Raw genomic sequence first — 21,861 nt, 5'->3', positions numbered from 1 at the left:
ATACTTAATAATAACATATTTCTTTTAAGATTGAAAAGAAGAATGTTTGATGATCTTTTACATTATGGGAGTTCTGGTCTTATGCAGCAGAACCAAAGAATACGAATTCGTCTTAAAGCTTTTGATCATAGATTAATTGATCAATCAACTTCAGAAATTGTTGAAACAGCTAAAAGAACTGGAGCACAAGTTCGTGGACCTATTCCTCTTCCAACACATAAAGAACGGTTTACTGTACTTATTTCTCCTCATGTAAACAAAGATGCACGTGATCAGTACGAAATTCGAACACATAAGCGTCTTATTGATATTGTTGAACCTACTGAAAAAACAGTTGATGCTTTAATGCGATTAGATCTTGCAGCTGGTGTAGATGTACAAATTAGCTTGGGTTAATTCGTATCATTAAGTGATCAAAAGGAATCAAAGTAATATGATTGGTTTAATTGGTAAAAAAATAGGAATGACTCGTATTTTTTCAAACGAAGGTGTATCTATTCCAGTTACTGTGATTGAAGTTCAAGAAAATCGTGTTGTTCAAATTAAAACTGTAGATGTTGATAATTATAATGCTATTCAGGTTACTACAGGAACAAAAAAAAGTAATAATTTGATTAAATCAGAAGTTGGTCATTTTTTACGATCCAGTGCTAAACCTGGTCGTGGTTTATGGGAATTTCGTATTTTTAAAAATATATCAGATTTTAAAGTAGGACAAAACATAGATTTAAACTTATTTTTGAATATAAAAAAAGTTGATGTCGTTGGTAAGTCTAAGGGAAAAGGATTTTGTGGTACAGTAAAAAGATGGCATTTTCGAGCTCAAGATACTAGCCATGGAAATTCTTTATCTCATCGTGCTCCTGGTTCCATTGGACAGAATCAAACACCTGGTAAAGTTTTTAAAGGTAAAAAAATGGCAGGTCGCTTAGGAAATCATAGAACGACTGTACAAAATTTAGATATTATTAAAATTGATTTGAAACGAAATTTGCTTCTGGTAAAAGGTTCAGTTCCTGGTTCAAAAGGAAGTGATCTTATTATTAAACCAGCGATTAAGGTAAAAGGAGTGAAGCATAGTGGAATTAGTGCTTAGAGATAAACAAAATATTGTTAATGTATCTGATGTTGTTTTTAATTGTAATTTTAATGAAGCATTAGTGCATCAAGTCATTGTTTCTTACTCGTCTAGTTCTCGTCAAGGAACTAAGGCTCAAAAAAGTCGTTCAGAGGTATCTGGATCAGGAAAGAAACCGTGGCGCCAAAAAGGAACTGGACGTGCAAGAGCAGGCTCTTTAAGAAGTCCTATATGGCGTTCGGGTGGTGTAACTTTTGCAGCCAAGTCTAAGAATTATCATCAAAAGATTAATAAAAAGATGTATCGAGGTGCGTTAAGAAGTGTTTTTTCCGAACTAATTCGTAAAAATCGTCTTTTAGTTTTTGAAAATTTTTCTATAGATAAACCTAAGACTAAGTTATTAGTGAGTAAATTGAAATCTATAAATGTATCTGATGTTTTAATTATAACAAAAAAAAGGGATGATAATTTATTTTTAGCTTCTCGTAATTTATATAGAATAAATGCTAAATCTATTAATATTATTGATCCAATGAATTTAATAACTTATAAAAATATTATTATTACTTCTGAAGCTATTAAACAAATAGAGAAGTTATTACTATGATTGATAAAATAAAGCTTTTAAAAGTATTTTTTTCTCCGCATATTTCTGAAAAATCTTCTATTTCTTCGGAAAAATTCAATACTGTAGTAGTAAAAGTGCCTATTCATGTAACTAAATTGGAAATTAAGACAACTATACAAAATCTTTTTCGAGTACAGGTAAATTGTATTAATACATTGATTGTAAAAGGAAAAAAGAAGCGTAAGAATAATTGTATAGGTCATTTAAGTGATTGGAAAAAAGCTTATGTTTCTTTGAAAAAAGGACAGAATGTTAATTTTATTGGAAATACAGAATAAAAGAGAAATAAGGAAAATCCGATAGTGGCTATTATTAAGTGTAAACCTACATCTCCGGGTCGTCGTCATGTTGTAAAATTAGTTAATTCTAATTTATATAAGGGAAAACCTTATTCTTCTTTAATAAATAAAAAAAACAATAGTGGAGGTAGAAATAATTATGGACGTATTACTACTCGTCATATAGGAGGAGGTCATAAGAAAGCGTATAGAATTATTGATTTTAAAAGAAATAAAGATAACATTCCTGCTATTGTCGAGCGATTAGAATATGATCCTAATCGGTCTGCAAATCTTGCTTTAATATTATATAAAGATGGAGAACGAAAATACATTTTGGCTTCTAAAGGTTTAAAAGTTGGTTCGAAAGTGATTTCAGGAGCATCATCTGATATAAAGATTGGAAATGTATTACCTATGAAAAATATTCCTATTGGAACCGTGATTCATAATGTGGAAATGAAACCTGGAAAAGGAGCACAAATAGCTAGATCAGCGGGAACAAGTGTTCAATTAATTTCAAAAGAAGATAAATATGTTACTTTACGTTTACGTTCTGGAGAAATAAGACGTCTAGAATCGAAATGTAGAGCAACTATTGGTGAAGTAGGAAATGAAGAATATATGTTAATGGTATTAGGAAAAGCTGGTTCTTCTCGTTGGCGAGGAATTCGTCCTACTGTTAGAGGAACAGCAATGAATCCAGTAGACCATCCTCATGGAGGCGGTGAAGGAAGGAATTTTGGGAAACATCCTGTTAGCCCATGGGGATTACAAACTAAAGGGAAAAAAACTAGAAAAAATAAGCGAACAGATCGATTTATTGTAAAAAATCGTAAAAAATAATTTAAGGAGGAAAGGGAATGCCACGTTCTCTTAAAAAAGGCCCTTTTATTGATGTGTCATTATTTGAAAAAATTGAAAAAGCTATTAAGGATTGTGATAAAAAACCTATAAAAACTTGGTCTCGTCGTTCAACTATTTTTCCAAATATGATCGGCTTAACAATATCAGTTCATAACGGTCGTCAGCATATTCCGATATTTATTACTGAAGACATGGTAGGACACAAATTAGGAGAGTTTTCTATTACTCGCACGTATCGTGGTCATGTATCTGATAAGAAGGTTAAAAAACGTTAGAGGGAAAATTTAATATGGAAACTTTTGCTAGACATCGTCAAGCTCGATCATCTGCTCAGAAGATTCGGTTAGTAGCTGATTTAATTAGAGGTCAAAAAGTTTCAGATGCTTTAAACATTTTAATTTATAGTAATAAAAAAGCATCGATATTAATTAAAAAGGTTTTACAATCTGCCATTGCGAATGCAGAACATAATAATGGTATTGATGCAAACGATTTAATAATAAAAAAAATTTTTATTGATGAAGGCCCAACTATGAAAAGAATGATGCCACGTGCTAAAGGCCGTTCAGATCGAATTTTAAAGCGTACTAGTCATATTACTATAGTTGTTTCTGATCATCTATAATAGTTGGAGAATGAATAAATGGGTCAAAAAGTACATCCTAATGGTATGCGATTAGGTATAATTAAGCATTGGAACTCTATATGGTTTTCTAGTACTAAAAATTTTGCTGAAACTTTAAATAGTGATTTTAAAGTTCGCGAATTTTTAAAAAAAAAGTTATTTAAAGCCTCTATATCTCGTATTGTTATTGAACGCCCTTCAAAAAGTATTCGAATAACGATATACAGTGCGCGTCCAGGAATAGTTATAGGGAAAAAAGGGGAAGATGTAGAAAAATTGCGTATTGCTGTTACGAACATAACAGGTGTGCCTGCTCAAATCAATATTTCTGAAGTTAGAAAACCAGAATTAGATGCAAAGTTAGTAGCAGACAATATTACTTCTCAATTAGAGCGTAGAGTAATGTTTAGACGTGCTATGAAACGTGCTGTACAGAATACAATGAGGCAAGGAGCTAAAGGTATTAAGGTAGAAATTAGTGGGCGTTTAGGTGGAGTAGAAATAGCAAGGAGAGAGTGGTATCGTGAAGGTAGAGTTCCTTTACATACTTTGAGAGCTGACATTGATTATAGTTTATCTGAAGCTTATACTACTTACGGAATTATCGGTGTAAAAGTATGGATATTTAAAGGTGAAGTTTTAGGTGGTATTACATCTGTTCCGAAATTAGAAAAACCTCTTACTAAGTCTAAAAAACATTATAAAAAATATAAAAAGTAAGGAATAATTCTAATGTTACAACCAAAACGAACAAAATTTCGAAAAATGCATAAAGGTCGCAATCGAGGTTTAGCTATTGATACAGATATCAATTTTGGATCTTATGGTTTAAAAGCTGTTGAAAGAGGTAGGTTGAAAGCTAGTCAAATTGAATCAGCTAGAAGAGCTATATCTCGATCTATTAAAAGACAGGGTAAAATTTGGATTCGTATTTTTCCAGATAAACCAATTACTAAAAAACCTCTAGAAGTAAGAATGGGAAAAGGAAAAGGTAATGTAGAATATTGGGTTGCTTTAGTTCAACCAGGAAAAATATTATATGAGATTGATGGTGTATCTGAAGAACTTTCTAGAGAAGCTTTTAGATTAGCATCGTCAAAATTACCTGTAAAAACTATGTTTGTAATTAAGAGAACAGTATCATGATTATAGAAGAAGCAAAAAAAAAAGTGTAAAAGAATTAAATGCTGAATTACTCAATTTGTTAAGAGATCAGTTTAGTCTTCGTTTACAACTTTCTTCTAAAAAATTGCAAAAATCTCATTTGTTGCGAGTAGTTCGTCGTAATATTGCTAGAATCAATTTTTTACTAATTAAAAGAGGAAAGTATAGTGAGTAATAATATTAGAACATTATTAGGTTGTGTAGTTAGTAGCAAAATGCAGAAATCTTCGGTTATTTCTATTGAGCGTGTAGTTAAACATCCGTTATATAAGAAATTTATTAAACGAACAACTAAATTACATATTCATGATGAAAACAATGAATGTTCATTAGGAGATGTAGTAGAGATTCGTGAATGTCGTCCAATCTCTAAAACAAAATCCTGGACTTTAGTGCGTATTGTTAAAAAAGCTATTATTTAACAATAAATACTGTTTTATATTAACATGAATAGTATTCGATATTTGCTATTCATGTTTAGTTTATTAAGTTTATTATTGTGTATTATAATAGTGCTACTCATATATTTAAATTAAATGTGTATTTTATTTTAAAGGATATAAAATGATTCAAGAGCAAAGTATTTTAAATATAGCTGATAATTCTGGTGCGCGTTCTGCTATGTGTATTAAAGTTCTTGGTGGTTCACGTCGTAGATATGCGAATATAGGGGATATCATTAAAATAGCTATTAAAGAAGCTATACCTAGAGGTAAAGTAAAAAAAGGAGAAGTTTATAAAGCTGTTATAGTTAGAACTAAAAAAGGAATAAGGCGTGTTGATGGGTCTATTATTAGATTTGATACTAATTCTTGTGTTATATTAAATAATAATAATCAACCGTTAGGTACTAGAATATTTGGTCCTGTTACTCGTGAACTTAGAAATGAAAAGTTTATGAAGATTATTTCATTAGCTCCAGAAGTATTATAAAGAGAATAAACAATCATGGCAGCAAAAATTAAAAAAAATGATAAAGTTGTAGTAATTACTGGAAAGGAAAAAGGTAAAATTGGAGTAGTTAAAAAAGTATTTTCTAACAAAAGAGTTATCATAGAAGGCATAAATTTAGTAAAAAAACATCGAAAATCTGTTCCAGATCAAAATATAACGGGAGGAATAGAGAAAAAAGAAGCTAGCATTCATATTTCTAACATAGCTATTTTTAATCCTGATACAAAGAAACCAGATCGAGTTGGTTTTAAAATAGAAAATGACAAAAAAGTAAGATTTTTAAAATCAAATAATATTTTTATTAAGTAGAAGTGAGGTGTTTCTAGTGCCATGTTTTAAAAATTATTATAAAAATAAAGTATTAAAAGAACTGATGTATAAATTTAATTATTCTTCTGTTATGAAAGTTCCTAGAATTGATAAAATTACTTTGAACATGGGTGTAGGATTGGCATCAATAGACAAAAAATATCTTGATAATGCTATGGCCGATTTAGCTAAAATATCTGGTCAAAAACCATTAGTTACTAAATCGCGCAAATCAATTTCTAGTTTTAAAATTCGCCAAGGATGTCCAATTGGTTGTAAAGTTACTTTGCGAAAGCAAAGAAAGTGGGATTTTTTAGAACGATTAATTGTTATAGCAATACCTCGTATTCGAGATTTTCGAGGTTTATCCAGAAAATCATTTGATGGGAAAGGAAATTATAGTATAGGGATTCGTGAACAAATAATTTTCCCTGAAATTGATTATGACAAGATTGATCGGATTAGAGGTGTAAATATCACTATTACTACTACTGCGATGTCTGATCGTGAAGGTCATGCGTTATTATCTGCTTTTAATTTTCCATTTTGTAAGTAAGGTACAATGTAAAATGGCTAAACAATCAATGAAAGAACGTGAAGTAAAACGAGTTAAATTAGCTAGTAAATTTTTTTTAAAACGACATCGTTTAAAATCTATTATATCCAATTTAACAATTTCTAAGGAAGATCGTTGGAATGCTATGTTAAAATTACAAACATTTCCACGTGATTCTAGTCCTATTCGTCAACGTAACCGGTGTCGTCAAACTGGTCGTCCACACGCTTTTTTAAGGAAGTTTGGATTAAGTAGAATTAAGGTTAGAGAAGCAGCTATGAGAGGTGAAATTCCTGGATTAAAAAAAGCTAGTTGGTAAAAATTTAAATTGTTAATTTTTTTGGAGTGATGATTATGACTATGCAAGATCCTATAGCAGATATGTTGACTAGAATTCGAAATAGTCAAACAGCTAATAAAATATCAGTAACTATGCCTTCTTCAAAATTAAAAATAGCAATTAGCATTGTATTAAAGGAGGAAGGATATATAAAAAATTATATTATAAAAAATGATTCTATTAAACCTCAATTAGAATTAGTTTTAAAATATTTTTGTGGAAAACCGGTAATTGAAGATATAAGAAGAATTAGTTCTCCTAGTTTACGAATTTATAATCGAAAGAATAAGTTACCAAAAGTTATGGCTGGATTAGGTATAGCTATTATTTCTACTTCAAAAGGGGTTATGACTGATAAATCAGCACGTCGAGCTTCGCTTGGTGGTGAAATCATGTGTTATGTGGCTTAATTGGAAAAAAATATGTCTCGTATAGCAAAAAAATTAATTGTAGTTCCTTCTGGAGTTAATGTTGTATTAGTTGAACAGAATATCACAGTTACAAAAGACAATTATTCTCTTAATTATATTATAAATAATAGCGTATTAGTGACTCATGTGAATAATAATTTAATTTTTAAAAGTAGAATTGATTCTTATAAAGGTTGGGCACAAGCCGGAACTTCCAGATCATTAGTTAATTCTATGATTATTGGTGTAACAATAGGATTTTCTAAAAAACTACAATTATTAGGGGTTGGTTATAGGGTTTCGATAATTAATACTAATGTGATTCATTTATATTTAGGTTGTTCTCATATAATTAAATATTTTGTTCCAGTAGGTATTACTATAGAATGCCCATCTTCAACAGAAATCGTTATTAAAGGAGCTGATAAACAATTAGTTGGACAAGTAGCAGCTGATATAAGATCTTATAAAGTACCAGAGCCATATAAAGGGAAAGGAATTCGTTATAATGATGAAGTTATACGTATAAAAGAGGCTAAAAAGAAATAATATGATGTCTTTAGTTAATAAAAAGAAAGCTCGTATTCGTAGAGCAACTAAAGTACGATGTAAACTAAAATCATTACGATCTATTCGTTTAGTTATCCATCGTACTTCTAAACATATTTACGCACAAATTATTTCTCCTGGTGATGCTTCAGTTTTGGTAGTTGCTTCTACTCTTGAAAAAAAATTATTACCGTTAATTAGTTATACAGGTAATAAAGAAGCTGCTATTATTATTGGAAGAGTTATTGCAGAACGAGCTTTAAAAAAAGGAATTAAAAAAGTTTCTTTCGATCGTTCTGGTTTTCAATATCATGGAAGAGTTCAAGTTTTAGCTGATTCAGCTAGAAAAGTGGGATTACAATTTTAGGATAAAACAATACAATGGCAATGTACATTGATAAAAAAAACAATTTAGATTTAAAAGAAAAATTAATTTCTGTCAATCGTGTCTCAAAAACAGTAAAAGGCGGAAGAATTTTTTCATTTACTGCTTTAACAGTAGTAGGTAATGGTAATGGAAAAGTAGGTTTCGGATATGGAAAAGCTCGTGAAGTTCCTTCGGCTATTCAAAAAGCTATGGAAAAAGCACGTCGCAACATGATTAGTATTAAATTAAACAAAAGCACATTGCAACATCCTATTATTGGATCTCATACTGGTTCGAATGTATTTATGAAACCGGCTTCAGAAGGTACTGGTATTATTGCTGGTGGTGCAATGAGATCAGTTTTAGAAGTAGTAGGTGTTCATAACGTATTAGCAAAAACTTATGGATCAACTAATCCTATTAATGTAGTTCGAGCAACTATATCTGGTTTAGAAAATATGAAATCTCCATCAATGATAGCAGCTAAGCGTAACAAATTAATTAAAGATATTATGGTAAAATAAAATGGCTAAATATTTTAGTATTACTCAGAACAAAAGTTCAATAGGACGATTACCAAGACATAAAGCTACTTTAATTGGATTAGGTTTACGTCGTATAGGGCATACAGTGCAACGTCAGGATACATCTTCTATTCGAGGAATGATAAAACAATTATCTTATATGTTGAAAGTAACTTCAGTATTTGTTGATTAGGAATAGTTAATATGTATTTAAATAGTATAGCTCCGGCAAATGGTTCGCGAAAAAAGTGTAAAAGAAAAGGTCGAGGTATTGGATCAGGTTTAGGAAAAACTGCAGGAAGAGGACATAAAGGTCAAAAATCTCGTTCTGGTGGAAAAGTTAATAAAGGATTTGAAGGCGGTCAAACTCCACTTCATAGACGTATTCCAAAATATGGGTTTATTTCTATGAAAATGAAAGAGAAAACTGAAATCAGGTTATCGGAATTATCAAAGTTTTCGAATAAGATAGTAGATTTAAAATTGTTGAAAAAGCATAATTTAGTTAATAATAATGTTAAATTTGTTAAAATAATATTATTTGGAAATATTACTATTCCGCTAACCATTCGTGGATTGCATATTACAAAGGGAGCACGTAATATGATTGAATCTTCTGGTGGAACAATTCAGGAATAATTAATAGATATTATGATAGAGAAAATTGTTAAAAAAAATTTTAAAAATATAAATACTAGATACAGTGAGTTAAGAAAAAGAATTTTTTTTGTTTTTGTTGCATTAATAATTTTTAGAATAGGATCATTTATTCCTATTCCTGGAATAGACACTTTAGTATTGTCACAATTATTACAACATCAACAAGGCACTCTTGTAGAAATGTTTAATATGTTTTCTGGTGGAGCTTTAAGTCGAGCATCAATTTTTGCATTAGGCATTATGCCTTTTATATCAGCGTCAATCATTATACAAATACTTACGTTAGTATATCCAAAATTTATAGAAATGAAGAAAGATGGAGAAACTGGTCGTAAAAAAATTAATGTATATATAAGATATACTACTTTGATATTGGCTGGACTACAGGCGTTTGGTGTATCAATAAGTTTACCAAATATATCTGGATTAAATAATTTAGTTATTAATCCTAATATATATTTTTATTTTATTTCTATTATTAGTTTGGTTACGGGTACTATTTTTTTAATGTGGTTAGGTGAGTTAATTACTGAAAAAGGTATTGGAAACGGTATTTCGATAATAATATTTTCAGGTATTGTATCCGGTTTACCTGTGGCTATTGGGAGTACAATAGAAAAAGTTAGACAGGGTAGTTTGCATTTATTGTTATTTTTTTTAATTGTAGCAATTGTATTTTTAGTTACATTTTTTGTTGTTTTTATGGAAAGGAGTTATAGAAAAATTAGCGTTAATTATGCGAAAAATTATTATAATCGTAGAATTTATTCTGAGCAAAATACACATCTTCCGCTAAAATTAAATATGGCAGGTGTTATTCCAGCAATTTTTGCATCTAGTGTGATATTATTTCCTGTTTCTGTAGTATCTTGGTTTGGTGGAGGGCATCATTGGAAATGGTTAGTTAATGTTTCTTTTTATTTGCAACCTAACCAACCGTTATATGTATTTTTCTATATAATAGCTATCACTTTTTTTTGCTTTTTTTATACTGGACTAGTTTTTAATCCCCGTGAAACAGCAGATAATTTAAAGAAATCTGGAGCTTTTATATCTGGAATTAGACCTGGTATTCAGACAGCTAAATATATTAATAAAATAATGTTGAGATTAACTTTGATTGGTTCTATTTATATGATATTTATTTGTTTGACCCCGGAGTTTATGCGTATATTTATGGGGGTTCCTTTTTATTTTGGTGGTACTTCGCTATTAATTGTTGTAGTGGTAATTATAGATTTTATTTCTCAGATACAAACGTATATTATGTCTACTCAGTATGAATCTGTATTAAAAAAATCTAATTTAAATTTTTAAAATTGTTTCCATTATAGGCTATAATTATGAAAGTTCGAACTTCAGTAAAGAAGCTTTGTAGAAATTGTAAAATTATTCGTAGAAATAATACTATTCATATTATTTGTAGTACGGATCCAAAACATAAACAACGTCAAGGATGATTATTGAAAAACGTTTATTTTATTTGTAATAAGTTATAAAAAACAAGTTACGAGTAACTATATGGTATATTAGTACAAGTTGTATTAATATAAATATAACATGTTTAATAGGACTTTATTATGGCACGTATAGCAGGTATTAATATTCCTGATAATAAACATATCGTTGTTGCATTAATGAATATATATGGTATAGGTAAAAAACGATCTAAATCAATTTGTACTTTAACAGGTATAAATGAAAATATTAAAGTACATAATTTAACTGAAAGTCAAGTAGAATCATTGAGGAATGAGGTACTTAAGTTTATCGTTGAAGGTGATCTTCGTCGGGAAACTAATTTAAATATAAAACGCTTAGTAGATCTTGGTTGTTATCGAGGATTACGTCATCGGAAAAACCTTCCAGTTCGTGGTCAAAGGACTAAAACTAATGCTCGTACTAGAAAAGATTTTCGTAAACTAGTAAAAAAATAATATAAGGTCTATATGATGGCAAAAGAACCGGTTCGTATTAAAAAACGTACTAAACAACAAATATTAGATGGTATAGCACACATTCATGCTTCTTTTAATAACACTATTGTGTCTATCACTGATAGACAAGGGAATATTTTAGGATGGGCTACTGCAGGAGGATCTGGTTTTAGAGGATCAAGGAAATCTACTCCTTTTGCAGCTCAAGTTGCTGCTGAACGTTGTTCAGAAATGGTAAAAGATTATGGAGTTAAAAATTTAGAAGTAATGGTAAAGGGTCCTGGGCCAGGAAGAGAATCAACAATTAGGGCTTTAAATTCTGCTGGTTTCCGTATTACTAACATTACTGATGTTACTCCTATTCCTCATAATGGTTGTCGTCCACCTAAAAAACGTCGAGTATAGATTATTTTTAGATTAGGAGATAAAAAGTGGCAAGATATTTAGGGCCAAAGTTAAAGTTATCTCGTAGAGAAGGAACAGATTTATTTTTAAAGTCTGGAATACGAACAATTGATTCCAAATGTAAATTAGAACAATTTCCAGGTCAACATGGTTCTAAAAAATCGCGTTTATCAGATTATGGTATGCAATTACGAGAAAAACAAAAGGTTCGGCGTTTATATGGCATATTAGAATCACAGTTTCGAAATTACTATAAGAAATCTGTTAGATTAAAAGGTAATACAGGAGAAAATTTATTAATTTTATTGGAAAGTCGTTTAGATAATGTAGTATATAGAATAGGATTTGCTACTACGCGGTCTGAGGCTCGTCAATTAGTAAGTCATAAATCAATTTTAGTAAATAACAATATGGTTAATATTCCTTCTTATCAAGTTTCTTGTGGTGATGTTATAAGCATTTGTAAAAAATCGCAAAAACAATCTCGTGTAAAAGCATCTTTAGAATTAGCAGAACAACGTGAAATTTCGTCTTGGATAGAAATAAATACGTCTAAAATGGAGGGTACATTTAAGCAAATTCCTGAGCGTTCTAATTTATCTGCAGAAATTAATGAACATTTAATTATTGAACTTTATTCTAAATAAGATGTAGATTAAAGAGGAAAAATAATGCAGAGTTCTGTAAATGAATTTTTAAAACCGAGATTAGTAGATATTGAACATATTAGCATAACGCATGCGAAAATTACTCTTGAACCGTTAGAACGCGGATTTGGTCATACTCTTGGTAATGCTTTACGTCGAATTTTATTATCTTCTATGCCTGGTTGCGCAGTAACGGAAGTAGAAATTGATGGAGTACTTCATGAATATAGTACTAAAGAAGGCATTAAAGAAGATATTATTGAAATTTTACTAAATTTAAAAGGATTAGCAGTTAAGTTGTACGGGAGAAGTCAAGTTGTTCTTTCTCTTAATAAATCTGGGATAGGAGTAGTAAAAGCATCTGATATTAAACATAATAGTGATGTAGAAATTATTAATCCTGATCATATTATTTGTAATTTAACTTACGATAATGTATCAATTGTTATGAGGATTAAGATAGAAATAGGAAGAGGTTATGTTACTGCTGCTTCTAGAATGAATTTAATAGATAGAGAACATTCTATAGGGAAATTATTAGTAGATGCATGTTATAGTCCAATAGAACGTATTGCATATAATGTGGAAGCTGCTCGAGTGGCTCAACGTACTGATTTAGATAAGTTAATAATTGAAATGGAGACTAATGGTACTATTGATCCAGAAGAAGCTATTCGTCGTGCTGCTACAATTTTATCAAATCAATTAGAAGCATTTGTAGATTTAAGAGATATACGTGCACCAGAGATTAAAGAAGAGAAACCAGAATTTGAACCTATTTTACTTCGTTCAGTTGATGATTTAGAATTAACAGTGAGATCTGCTAATTGTTTAAAAGCAGAAGCTATACATTATATTGGAGATTTGGTACAAAAGACTGAAGTAGAATTACTTAAAACTCCTAATTTAGGAAAAAAATCTTTAACTGAAATCAAAGATGTATTAGCAATAAGAAATTTATCTCTAGGTATGCGATTAGAAAATTGGCCTCCTATAAGTATTTCAGATGATTAAATTAAATTGTATTTTAAGATTTACATGATAGGATTACATTTTTATGAGACATAAAAAAATTGGTCGTCGATTTAATAGAAATAGTGTCCACGTAAAGTCTATGCTAAATAATATGGCATGTGCGTTATTAAATTATGAAATAATAAAAACAACGTTAGCTAAAGCAAAAGAATTACGTCGTATAGTAGAACCTTTGATAACTCGATCTAAGGTAAATTCAATTTCTAATAGGCGTTTAGTATTTTCTAAAATTAGGAACAGTGATATAGTTTCTAAATTATTTAGTGACATAGGTCCGTGTTTTTTAAATAGATTAGGTGGATATACTCGAGTATTAAAATGTGGTTATCGTTTTGGTGATAAAGCACCTATGGCGTATATTCAATTAGTCAATAGATTGAAGAAACAAAAATAAATACATAAGATAAGCTTTTTAAATAAAATGAATATATTTCTATTATATATAGTAAATTAGTATATTTTGATAACAAACGGCATTACATGCCGTTCTGTTTTTTAACATTTAACTTTAAGATATTTATAAAATTAATATGTATTTTTTTAAACGTATTACAAGATTTATATTTTTATTATAAATGATTTAGGGTTTATTATTTAATAATTTTCTATTATGTATTTAACTTTATATATTTTATATAAACGGTGTTTATAAATTTTATAGTATATCGTAAGTAAGATAAAAAAATTATATTTAGAAATTTTTAGTTAAATTAAATGTGTATTAGAAGTAAAAAAATTGTTTCTAGAATTGTTTAAATTATGTGCGTGTATTATTTTTTTTCCAGGTAATTGAATTTTTACTATATTAAGTATATTTATTTTAGTTTGTATTTGTAATCCATTTTTATTAATTAATATTATTTCTCCTTCTTTATGTGTGTTTTTTTTGTCTTTTATAATAATTGTAGCTGACCAAACTTTAATGTGTTTATTATTTATTTTAAAAAAGCATATTGGCCATGGATTAAAAGCTCGTATGCGCTTTTCTAATGTTATTGCATCTTGAAACCAATTCAGTTCAGCATCTTGTTTTTTTATCTTATATGAATAAGTAGTGAGTTGACTTTGAACAACAGTTTTACATTTTCCTAATTCTATATTTTTTAGTACCAACAATATTGCTCGACAACTTATTTTATTTAATTTTTCTTGTAAACTTTTACTTGTTTCATGTTTGTCTATATTACAAGTTTCTGAATATATTATTTTTCCAGTATCGATTCCTTCATCTATTTTTATAATAGTAATTCCTGTTATTATATCTCCAGATAAAATTGCTGATTGTATTGGTGTAGATCCTCTCCATTTAGGTAACAAAGAAGCATGTATATTAATACATCCTATAGAAAATATATTTAATATTTTTTTAGGAATAATTAGACCATATGCAACTACTATCATTAAATTAGCACGTATTTTACATAATTTAATGTATAGTTCTGAATTATTTAATAAAATTTTAGGTTGAAAAATAGGAATATTATATTTTTTAGCTATATTTTTTACTGGAGATTCAGTTATATTTTGTCCTCTTCCAGAAGGTCGATCTGGTTGAGTAAGTACTCCAATAATATTGTATTGAGAATTAATTAGGTGTACTAGATGTTGTGCTGAAAATTCAGGTGTTCCTGCAAAAATAATATTTAATGTTTTTATTTTTTTTATTTTTATATAGTTTAGAGTCATAATTTTTTGATATCTTTTAAGATTTTTTTTCGTATTTTTCTTTTTTCAACATTGGATAAATAATCGATTAATAATTTTCCAATTAAATGATCCATTTCGTGTTGAATACAAATTGCTAGAAGAGATGTAGCTTCTATTTTAATTTTTTTTCCAAAATAGTTTAAAGCGGTAACGACAATATGAGATGATCTAGGTATTGATGCTTGATAATTTGGAATAGACAAACATCTTTCTTCTATACTTATATTACCGTTTGATTGAATTATTTTGGGGTTAATTAATGTTATTGGTTGTTTTATTTCTGAAATATTATCAATTACTATGATTTGTAAGGGAATATTTACTTGAGTAGCGGCTAATCCAATACCATTTTTAAAATTCATAGTTTCAAACATATTGTTAATAATTTTATGAATGGAGTTATTTATTTTTATAATTGGCTTTGCTATTATTCGAAGTTGACTATTAGGGTATTTTAATACTTCAAGAATAGACATAATTTTTTAAATATTAATATTTTTATAATAAATTATATCTTATTATGAACTTTTTTTAATTAAAAACCAAAGATAATATTTTTTATTTCTAAGTATTTTTATAAAATGAACAAAATTTTTTAAAATTATATTTTTTAATGATAGTATAAAAACAATTTAAATATTATTTATCTTATATTTTTAAATGTGTTAGTAATAAATTTTGATTACGGAAATAAAATAATGATAAATAAAATATCATTGTATGAATGTATTAATAAATTAAATAATAATGGTATTATTGCTTATCCGACAGAGTCAGTTTTTGGATTAGGATGCAATCCAAATAACAAATGTGCAGTAACAACGTTACTTAAATTAAAAAAAAGAAAATGGAGTAAAGGATTAATATTAGTAGCATCTCATTATAGTCAAATTAAATCATATATTTCTGAGCATAAATTATCTTTTCAACATAAGAAAGTTATGTTTAAAAATTGGCCTGGCCCTATTACTTTTTTAGTTCCAGCTAGATCTTCAGTTCCATACTGGTTAACTGGAAAATCTAATTTTTTGGCAGTCCGTATTAGTTCTCATATTTCTATTCAACAATTATGTAATGCATTTGGAACAGCTATAGTATCTACTAGTGCTAATCTTTCTGGTCTAAAGCCATGTAAAACGTATGAAGAGATTGTAAACCAGTTTGGTAAAAACTTTCCTATTTTTCATGGAAAATTAGGTAATAATAAATACCCGTCCAAGATCATAAATCTTATAAGTGGAGAGTTAATACGCTGTGCTTAGAAATCATTTAAGTAAGTTTTCAGTTTTTGGAAATCCCATTGATCATACTAAATCACCTCTTATTCATCGTTTATTTTCCGAACAAACAAACATAGTTTGTGATTATAATTATACGTTAGTTCCAATAAGAAAATTTTATGAATTTATAACTAATTTCTTTTTATGCAATGGTATTGGAGCTAATGTTACTAGCCCATTTAAAGAAGAAGCTTTTTTGATAGCAGATGAATTAACTGATTATGCTAGAGCTTCAGAATCAGTGAATACTTTAAAGAAGTTAAAAAATGGAAAAATTTTAGGAGATAATACTGATGGAAAAGGTATTTTATATGATTTAAAACGATTAAAATTTTTAAAAAGGCATGATAATATTTTAGTAATAGGTGCTGGAGGTGCAGCTCGTGGAATAATTTTTTCATTGTTATCTTATGGTTGCAATATTGTTATTTTAAATAGAACCAAGAATCGTGCTACAAAATTAGTTAGTAGTTTTAAAAAATTTGGTTCTATTTCTGTTCTATCGGATTTGAAATTTAAAAATAATATTTTTGATTTAGTAATTAATGCTATTGCAAATGTAAAAACAAATAATTATTGGAATTTTATTTCTCATTTAATAAATAGACATACTAATTTTTACGATATTAATTATTCTAGTGATACGTTTACTCCTTTTCTTTCATGGTGTATAAATCATAATATTGCTAAGTTTTCTGATGGAATTGGAATGTTAGTTAGTCAAGCTGCATATTCTTTTTATTTATGGCATAATGTTTTTCCAGAAATTGAATCAGTTATCGTTAAACTAAGGCGTAGTTAATTTTAAAATATTTTATTTTCTAATAAGTTGCTTATTAAAAGTGAATATTTATAAAAAACTCTTGACTCTTTTTGCTCGTTATGTAACATAGGTATTAAATATATAATTTAAATTATTGTAGTTATTTAATACTTTTACAAGATACTTGTTTAGTTTGATATATTATTATTTAGTCCCCTTCGTCTAGAGGACTAGGACATCGCCCTTTCACGGCGGTAACAGGGGTTCAAATCCCCTAGGGGACAAGTATAAAAATATTAAAATTATTTGTATACTATATTATATTAATGTGTTATTCTTATACCTTATTTATGAAACACTTATAAATATTGTAAATTAAGTAAAAAGTTTTAGCTCTTTAAAAATTCGGAATCAAGAAAATTCATATTAAAATTAATATAAACATCTGTGGGTTGTAAGGTTAAGCATAAAAGCGTATATGGTGAATGCCTTGGCAGTCAGAGGCGAAGAAGGACGTGCTAATCTGCGAAAAGTATCGGTTAGTTGATATGACACATTATAATCCGATAATATCCGAATGGGGAAACCCGATACTACTAAAAACAGTATCATTGTTAATTGAATTCATAGATTAACAAGGCGAACCGAGGGAACTGAAACATCTAAGTACCTCGAGGAAAAGAAATCAAACGAGATTCCCTAAGTAGTGGCGAGCGAAAGGGGAACAGCCTAGAACATAGTTATATTTTAGCTTTTAGTGGAATTATTTGGAAAAATATACAATATAAGGTGATAGTCCTGTACACGAAAATTGCTAATATTATACGTTCGAAAAGTAGGACGGGACACGAGAAATCCTGTCTGAATATGGGGGGACCATCCTCTAAGGCTAAATACTACTGACTGACCGATAGTGAACTAGTACCGTGAGGGAAAGGCGAAAAGAACCCCGGTGAGGGGAGTGAAATAGAACCTGAAACCGTATACGTACAAGCAGTAGGAGCCTTGTTTTTTAAGGGTGACTGCGTACCTTTTGTATAATGGGTCAGCGACTTGTATTCTGTAGCAAGGTTAACCGATATTTAATAGGGGAGCCGTAGGGAAACCGAGTCCTAAATAGGCGATTTAGTTTCAGGATACAGACCCGAAACCCGGTGATCTAGCCACGGGCAGGTTGAAGGTTAGGTAAAACTAACTGGAGGACCGAACCGACTAATGTTGAAAAATTAGCGGATGACCTATGGCTAGGGGTGAAAGGCCAATCAAACCGGGAGATAGCTGGTTCTCCCCGAAAGCTATTTAGGTAGCGCCTCGTGAATTCATCTTCGGGGGTAGAGCACTGTTTCGGTTAGGGGACCATCCCGGTCTACCAATCCGATGCAAACTCCGAATACCGTAGAATGTTATCACGGGAGACACACAGCGGGTGCTAACGTTCGTTGTGGAAAGGGAAACAACCCAGACCGCCAGCTAAGGTCCCTAAGTTATAATTAAGTGGGAAACGATGTGGGAAGGCATAAACAACCAGGATGTTGGCTTAGAAGCAGCCATCATTTAAAGAAAGCGTAATAGCTCACTGGTCGAGTCAGCCTGCGCGGAAGATGTAACGGGGCTTAAATTATGCACCGAAGCTGCGGCAATAAAATTAAAATTTTATTGGGTAGGGGAGCGTTCTGTAAGCCAATGAAGATATATTGTAAAGTATATTGGAGGTATCAGAAGTGCGAATGCTGACATGAGTAACGATAAAATAGGTGAAAAACCTATTCGCCGAAATACTAAGGTTTCCTGTCCAACGGTAATCGAGGCAGGGTAAGCCGACCCCTAAGGTGAGGCCGAAAGGCGTAATCGATGGATAACAGGTCAACATTCCTGTGCTTAATGTTATTGCGAAGGGGGGACGAAGAAGGTTAAGTTAACCAGGTGACGGTTATCCTGGCTTAAGCGTGTAGGTATGAAAATTAGGCAAATCCGGTTTTCTTTAATCTGAGGCGTGATGACGAGCTATTATTTATAGTGAAGTAACTAATACCAAACTTCCAAGAAAAGCCTCTAAGCTATAGATAACATTAAATCGTACCAGAAACCGACACAGGTAGTTAAGTAGAGTATACTAAGGCGCTTGAGAGAACTTGGGTGAAGGAACTAGGCAAAATAGTGCCGTAACTTCGGGAAAAGGCACACTGATATTAAGTATGTAAGATTTACTTTTATAAGCTGAAATCAGTCTAAGATAACAGCTGGCTGCAACTGTTTATTAAAAACATAGCACTGTGCAAACACGAAAGTGGAAGTATACGGTGTGACGCCTGCCCGGTGCCGGAAGGTTAATTGAAGGGGTCAAGGGAAACCTAAAGCTCTAGACTGAAGCCCCGGTAAACGGCGGCCGTAACTATAACGGTCCTAAGGTAGCGAAATTCCTTGTCGGGTAAGTTCCGACCTGCACGAATGGCGTAATGATGGCCAGGCTGTCTCCACCCGAGACTCAGTGAAATTGAAATTGCTGTGAAGATGCAGTGTACCCGCGGCAAGACGGAAAGACCCCGTGAACCTTTACTATAACTTGACATTGAACATTTATTTTTAATGTGTAGGATAGGTGGGAGACTGTGAATCTTATACGCTAGTTTAAGTGGAGTCGACCTTGAAATACCACCCTTTAATGGTAAATTTTCTAATCTAGTACCGTAATCCGGTGCAGAAACAGTGTCTGGTGGGTAGTTTGACTGGGGCGGTCTCCTCCCAAAGAGTAACGGAGGAGTACAAAGATTGGCTAATTACGGTTGGACATCGTAAGGTTAGTGCAAAGGCATAAGCCAGTTTGACTGTGAGCGTGATAACGCGAGCAGATGCGAAAGCAGGTCTTAGTGATCCGGTGGTTTCTGTATGGAAAGGCCATCGCTCAACAAATAAAAGGTACTCCGGGGATAACAGGCTGATACCGCCCAAGAGTTCATATCGACGGCGGTGTTTGGCACCTCGATGTCGGCTCATCACATCCTGGGGCTGAAGCAGGTCCCAAGGGTATGGCTGTTCGCCATTTAAAGTGGTACGCGAGCTGGGTTTAGAACGTCGTGAGACAGTTCGGTCCCTATCTGCCGTGGGCGTAGGAAGATTGAGGAGGTCTACTTCTAGTACGAGAGGACCGAGGTGGACGCATCACTGGTGTTCGGGTTGTCATGCCAATGGCATTGCCCGGTAGCTAAATGCGGAAAAGATAAGTGCTGAAAGCATATAAGCACGAAACTTGCTCCAAGATTAGTCTTCCCTGAAGCATGTTAATGCTTACTGAAGGGACGTTGGAGACTACGACGTTGATAGGCTGGATGTGTAAGCATAGTAATGTGTTGAGCTAACCAGTACTAATGACCCGAGAGGCTTAATCTTACAACACCAGAGATGTTTAAATAATATTATAATAAAATTGAATTTCTTGTAATCCGATTTTGATAATTTAAATATCGATAAATTTAATATTTAATATTTAACATTTAATATTTAATATTTAATATTTAAACAACCTGGTAAAAATAGTGTTATGGTACCACCTGAAACCATGTCGAACTCAGAAGTGAAACATTTCAACGCCGATGGTAGTACGGGGTTTCCTCGTGTGAGAGTAGGACAATGCCAGGTTGTAAAAAAATCCGAATTGTTTCGGATTTTTTTTTACATGTAGTTGTGATTAGAATTAATTTTATAATGATATTAAACTACATAAAGTTATATATTAAGAAGTAAAAGTAATCTTTATTAAAAATAATATTTAATTTTATTAATTTAGATTTAATGTTACTGTTGTATTAACAATATTTTATTGAAGTTAATAATAAAATAATCAATAATCGTTGTACTAGCTTGTCATTTAAGTTTAGTGTATATTTTCATGTGAAGGTAATATAGATGTCTAAGATTAAAGGTAATGTAAAGTGGTTTAATGAATCTAAAGGGTTTGGTTTCATTACTCCTGAAGATGGAAGCAAAGATGTTTTTGTTCATTTTTCAGCTATCCAAAGCAACGGATTTAAAACTTTGTCAGAAGGTCAAAGTGTTGAATTTGAAATTACCGAAGGAGCAAAAGGGCCATCAGCGGCTAATGTCATTAGTCTATAATATTTGTTGAAACAATTATAAATATTTTAATTTTTTGTAATGCAGCTTATCTTGCTGCATTACATGTTTTAAATAATTTAAAGTAGAATAAATAATTTTAAATTATTATGTGAGATAGTTTTTATAAAAGTAAATTTATAGTACCATTCGAACTATGTTTATGTCGCTGAGTTCATGATATAAACTTTCTATTTGTTCAAAATTATTAGCAAAAATTGTAATAGAAACAGACAGATAATTACCTTTATTACTAGATTTTGTTTGCGGAATATAATCACCTGGTAATTTACATTGAACTACTTTTATTATTTGATCAATTAGCTCAGGCTGTGCTAATCCAATAACTTTATAAGTAAATAAACAAGGAAATTTTAACATTTTTTCAAGTTTATTTTTCATATCCGTTCCTGTATTATCGATTTTTTAAAATTATATTTTTAGTTCATGACAAGTAATGTATACTATAAGCATAATTTGTATTTACATTTTATATTATTTTAATTACTTACTTTATAAGTATGTTAAATATACATTTTAGAATTTTAAATAATAAAATTAAATGCATTTTAGAATACATTTATAAATATTTTATATTGTACATACATATAGGAATTAAATTTTTAATATTTTTAATATTTAAAAACTATATGATTGGAAAATATTAT

At 30.4% G+C, this 21,861-nt stretch carries 33 protein-coding genes, 1 tRNA gene, 2 rRNA genes and 1 pseudogene; 34 read left to right on the top strand and 3 right to left on the bottom strand.

Annotation, left to right across the window (positions count from 1 at the left end):
• Window positions 1-81 precede the first annotated feature (81 nt).
• From rpsJ to rplQ, 28 genes and pseudogenes are all read left to right on the top strand, one after another.
• Window positions 82-396, top strand: a complete 315-nt coding sequence (gene rpsJ, locus UAT33_02450) for a 30S ribosomal protein S10 (GenBank protein ID XBC43785.1) — start codon at window positions 82-84, stop codon at window positions 394-396.
• A 37-nt stretch (window positions 397-433) separates the two neighbouring features.
• The gene (rplC, locus tag UAT33_02445; protein XBC43784.1) at window positions 434-1,096 is read left to right on the top strand and encodes a 50S ribosomal protein L3; all 663 of its coding nucleotides are present in this window, start codon (window positions 434-436) and stop codon (window positions 1,094-1,096) included.
• Window positions 1,080-1,685, top strand: a complete 606-nt coding sequence (gene rplD, locus UAT33_02440; GenBank protein ID XBC43783.1) for a 50S ribosomal protein L4 — start codon at window positions 1,080-1,082, stop codon at window positions 1,683-1,685. Before rplC ends, rplD begins: the two co-directional genes overlap by 17 nt.
• Window positions 1,682-1,984, top strand: a complete 303-nt coding sequence (rplW, locus tag UAT33_02435) for a 50S ribosomal protein L23 (protein XBC43782.1) — start codon at window positions 1,682-1,684, stop codon at window positions 1,982-1,984. Before rplD ends, rplW begins: the two co-directional genes overlap by 4 nt.
• Before the next feature lie 24 nt (window positions 1,985-2,008).
• Entirely contained in the window at window positions 2,009-2,830 is an 822-nt protein-coding gene (rplB, locus tag UAT33_02430; GenBank protein XBC43781.1) for a 50S ribosomal protein L2, read from the top strand.
• 17 nt (window positions 2,831-2,847) lie between these two features.
• A complete protein-coding gene (rpsS, locus tag UAT33_02425; protein XBC43780.1) occupies window positions 2,848-3,126 on the top strand; it encodes a 30S ribosomal protein S19 in 279 nt (92 codons plus the stop codon).
• 14 nt (window positions 3,127-3,140) lie between these two features.
• Complete coding sequence (gene rplV, locus UAT33_02420; protein XBC43779.1) at window positions 3,141-3,476, top strand: 50S ribosomal protein L22; 336 nt, start codon at window positions 3,141-3,143, stop codon at window positions 3,474-3,476.
• 18 nt (window positions 3,477-3,494) lie between these two features.
• Window positions 3,495-4,196 carry a 30S ribosomal protein S3 gene (gene rpsC / locus UAT33_02415; protein XBC43778.1) on the top strand — a complete coding sequence of 234 codons (702 nt, stop codon included), beginning with the start codon at window positions 3,495-3,497 and terminating at the stop codon, window positions 4,194-4,196.
• A 12-nt stretch (window positions 4,197-4,208) separates the two neighbouring features.
• Window positions 4,209-4,622, top strand: coding sequence for a 50S ribosomal protein L16 (gene rplP / locus UAT33_02410; GenBank protein XBC43777.1), 414 nt, complete (start codon window positions 4,209-4,211; stop codon window positions 4,620-4,622).
• A gap of 13 nt (window positions 4,623-4,635) precedes the next feature.
• A pseudogene (gene rpmC, locus UAT33_02405) lies at window positions 4,636-4,815 on the top strand (50S ribosomal protein L29).
• Window positions 4,808-5,062, top strand: coding sequence for a 30S ribosomal protein S17 (gene rpsQ / locus UAT33_02400; GenBank protein XBC43776.1), 255 nt, complete (start codon window positions 4,808-4,810; stop codon window positions 5,060-5,062). Before rpmC ends, rpsQ begins: the two are co-directional and overlap by 8 nt.
• Window positions 5,063-5,204: 142 nt before the next feature.
• Complete coding sequence (gene rplN / locus UAT33_02395) at window positions 5,205-5,573, top strand: 50S ribosomal protein L14 (GenBank protein ID XBC43775.1); 369 nt, start codon at window positions 5,205-5,207, stop codon at window positions 5,571-5,573.
• Window positions 5,574-5,588: 15 nt separating this feature from the next.
• On the top strand, window positions 5,589-5,903 hold the full coding sequence (rplX, locus tag UAT33_02390) for a 50S ribosomal protein L24 (GenBank protein ID XBC43774.1): 315 nt from the start codon (window positions 5,589-5,591) through the stop codon (window positions 5,901-5,903).
• Between the two features lie 16 nt (window positions 5,904-5,919).
• On the top strand, window positions 5,920-6,459 hold the full coding sequence (rplE, locus tag UAT33_02385; GenBank protein ID XBC43773.1) for a 50S ribosomal protein L5: 540 nt from the start codon (window positions 5,920-5,922) through the stop codon (window positions 6,457-6,459).
• A gap of 13 nt (window positions 6,460-6,472) precedes the next feature.
• Window positions 6,473-6,778 (top strand): 30S ribosomal protein S14, encoded by a 306-nt coding sequence (gene rpsN / locus UAT33_02380; GenBank protein ID XBC43772.1) that lies wholly within the window; start codon window positions 6,473-6,475, stop codon window positions 6,776-6,778.
• 35 nt (window positions 6,779-6,813) lie between these two features.
• Complete coding sequence (gene rpsH / locus UAT33_02375) at window positions 6,814-7,209, top strand: 30S ribosomal protein S8 (protein XBC43771.1); 396 nt, start codon at window positions 6,814-6,816, stop codon at window positions 7,207-7,209.
• Between the two features lie 12 nt (window positions 7,210-7,221).
• On the top strand, window positions 7,222-7,758 hold the full coding sequence (gene rplF, locus UAT33_02370) for a 50S ribosomal protein L6 (protein XBC43770.1): 537 nt from the start codon (window positions 7,222-7,224) through the stop codon (window positions 7,756-7,758).
• 4 nt (window positions 7,759-7,762) lie between these two features.
• Window positions 7,763-8,125, top strand: coding sequence for a 50S ribosomal protein L18 (gene rplR / locus UAT33_02365; GenBank protein XBC44117.1), 363 nt, complete (start codon window positions 7,763-7,765; stop codon window positions 8,123-8,125).
• 20 nt (window positions 8,126-8,145) lie between these two features.
• A complete protein-coding gene (gene rpsE / locus UAT33_02360; GenBank protein XBC44116.1) occupies window positions 8,146-8,649 on the top strand; it encodes a 30S ribosomal protein S5 in 504 nt (167 codons plus the stop codon).
• 1 nt (window position 8,650) lies between these two features.
• Window positions 8,651-8,842 carry a 50S ribosomal protein L30 gene (gene rpmD / locus UAT33_02355; protein XBC43769.1) on the top strand — a complete coding sequence of 64 codons (192 nt, stop codon included), beginning with the start codon at window positions 8,651-8,653 and terminating at the stop codon, window positions 8,840-8,842.
• 11 nt (window positions 8,843-8,853) lie between these two features.
• The gene (gene rplO, locus UAT33_02350; protein XBC43768.1) at window positions 8,854-9,288 is read left to right on the top strand and encodes a 50S ribosomal protein L15; all 435 of its coding nucleotides are present in this window, start codon (window positions 8,854-8,856) and stop codon (window positions 9,286-9,288) included.
• Between the two features lie 12 nt (window positions 9,289-9,300).
• Window positions 9,301-10,626, top strand: coding sequence for a preprotein translocase subunit SecY (gene secY / locus UAT33_02345; protein XBC43767.1), 1,326 nt, complete (start codon window positions 9,301-9,303; stop codon window positions 10,624-10,626).
• Window positions 10,627-10,652: 26 nt separating this feature from the next.
• A complete protein-coding gene (gene rpmJ / locus UAT33_02340; GenBank protein ID XBC43766.1) occupies window positions 10,653-10,769 on the top strand; it encodes a 50S ribosomal protein L36 in 117 nt (38 codons plus the stop codon).
• Between the two features lie 120 nt (window positions 10,770-10,889).
• Window positions 10,890-11,246, top strand: a complete 357-nt coding sequence (gene rpsM, locus UAT33_02335) for a 30S ribosomal protein S13 (protein XBC43765.1) — start codon at window positions 10,890-10,892, stop codon at window positions 11,244-11,246.
• 15 nt (window positions 11,247-11,261) lie between these two features.
• On the top strand, window positions 11,262-11,651 hold the full coding sequence (rpsK, locus tag UAT33_02330; protein XBC43764.1) for a 30S ribosomal protein S11: 390 nt from the start codon (window positions 11,262-11,264) through the stop codon (window positions 11,649-11,651).
• 26 nt (window positions 11,652-11,677) lie between these two features.
• Window positions 11,678-12,298 carry a 30S ribosomal protein S4 gene (gene rpsD / locus UAT33_02325; GenBank protein ID XBC43763.1) on the top strand — a complete coding sequence of 207 codons (621 nt, stop codon included), beginning with the start codon at window positions 11,678-11,680 and terminating at the stop codon, window positions 12,296-12,298.
• Window positions 12,299-12,322: 24 nt separating this feature from the next.
• A complete protein-coding gene (gene rpoA / locus UAT33_02320; GenBank protein XBC43762.1) occupies window positions 12,323-13,312 on the top strand; it encodes a DNA-directed RNA polymerase subunit alpha in 990 nt (329 codons plus the stop codon).
• A 43-nt stretch (window positions 13,313-13,355) separates the two neighbouring features.
• A complete protein-coding gene (gene rplQ, locus UAT33_02315) occupies window positions 13,356-13,727 on the top strand; it encodes a 50S ribosomal protein L17 (protein XBC43761.1) in 372 nt (123 codons plus the stop codon).
• 311 nt (window positions 13,728-14,038) lie between these two features.
• On the opposite strand, the gene fmt is transcribed toward rplQ, so the two are convergent.
• Together fmt and def are read right to left on the bottom strand one after the other, a co-directional pair.
• Window positions 14,039-14,989, bottom strand: a complete 951-nt coding sequence (gene fmt, locus UAT33_02310; protein ID XBC44115.1) for a methionyl-tRNA formyltransferase — start codon at window positions 14,987-14,989, stop codon at window positions 14,039-14,041.
• Between the two features lie 26 nt (window positions 14,990-15,015).
• Window positions 15,016-15,516 carry a peptide deformylase gene (gene def, locus UAT33_02305; GenBank protein ID XBC43760.1) on the bottom strand — a complete coding sequence of 167 codons (501 nt, stop codon included), beginning with the start codon at window positions 15,514-15,516 and terminating at the stop codon, window positions 15,016-15,018.
• 222 nt (window positions 15,517-15,738) lie between these two features.
• Here def and UAT33_02300 point away from each other — a divergent pair, with 222 nt between their 5' ends.
• From UAT33_02300 to cspE, 6 genes are all read left to right on the top strand, one after another.
• Window positions 15,739-16,302 (top strand): Sua5/YciO/YrdC/YwlC family protein, encoded by a 564-nt coding sequence (locus tag UAT33_02300; protein XBC43759.1) that lies wholly within the window; start codon window positions 15,739-15,741, stop codon window positions 16,300-16,302.
• Window positions 16,295-17,122, top strand: coding sequence for a shikimate dehydrogenase (aroE, locus tag UAT33_02295; GenBank protein XBC43758.1), 828 nt, complete (start codon window positions 16,295-16,297; stop codon window positions 17,120-17,122). Before UAT33_02300 ends, aroE begins: the two co-directional genes overlap by 8 nt.
• A 172-nt stretch (window positions 17,123-17,294) precedes the next feature.
• Window positions 17,295-17,367 (top strand) — tRNA-Glu (locus tag UAT33_02290).
• Between the two features lie 174 nt (window positions 17,368-17,541).
• Window positions 17,542-20,470: ribosomal RNA gene (locus UAT33_02285) — 23S ribosomal RNA — on the top strand.
• Window positions 20,471-20,603: 133 nt separating this feature from the next.
• Window positions 20,604-20,719, top strand: a 5S ribosomal RNA gene (gene rrf, locus UAT33_02280).
• Between the two features lie 267 nt (window positions 20,720-20,986).
• The gene (gene cspE, locus UAT33_02275; protein XBC43757.1) at window positions 20,987-21,196 is read left to right on the top strand and encodes a transcription antiterminator/RNA stability regulator CspE; all 210 of its coding nucleotides are present in this window, start codon (window positions 20,987-20,989) and stop codon (window positions 21,194-21,196) included.
• A gap of 135 nt (window positions 21,197-21,331) precedes the next feature.
• Here cspE and ybeD read toward each other — a convergent pair whose 3' ends face one another.
• Window positions 21,332-21,595 (bottom strand): DUF493 family protein YbeD, encoded by a 264-nt coding sequence (ybeD, locus tag UAT33_02270; GenBank protein ID XBC43756.1) that lies wholly within the window; start codon window positions 21,593-21,595, stop codon window positions 21,332-21,334.
• Between the last annotated feature and the right edge of the window lie 266 nt (window positions 21,596-21,861).

The sequence above is a fragment of the Buchnera aphidicola (Floraphis choui) genome (assembly GCA_039830045.1).
Taxonomy (GTDB): domain Bacteria; phylum Pseudomonadota; class Gammaproteobacteria; order Enterobacterales; family Enterobacteriaceae; genus Buchnera_B; species Buchnera_B aphidicola_AX.
Note: the sequence above shows the minus strand (reverse complement) of the source record. Positions and strands in the feature narration are given on the sequence as shown.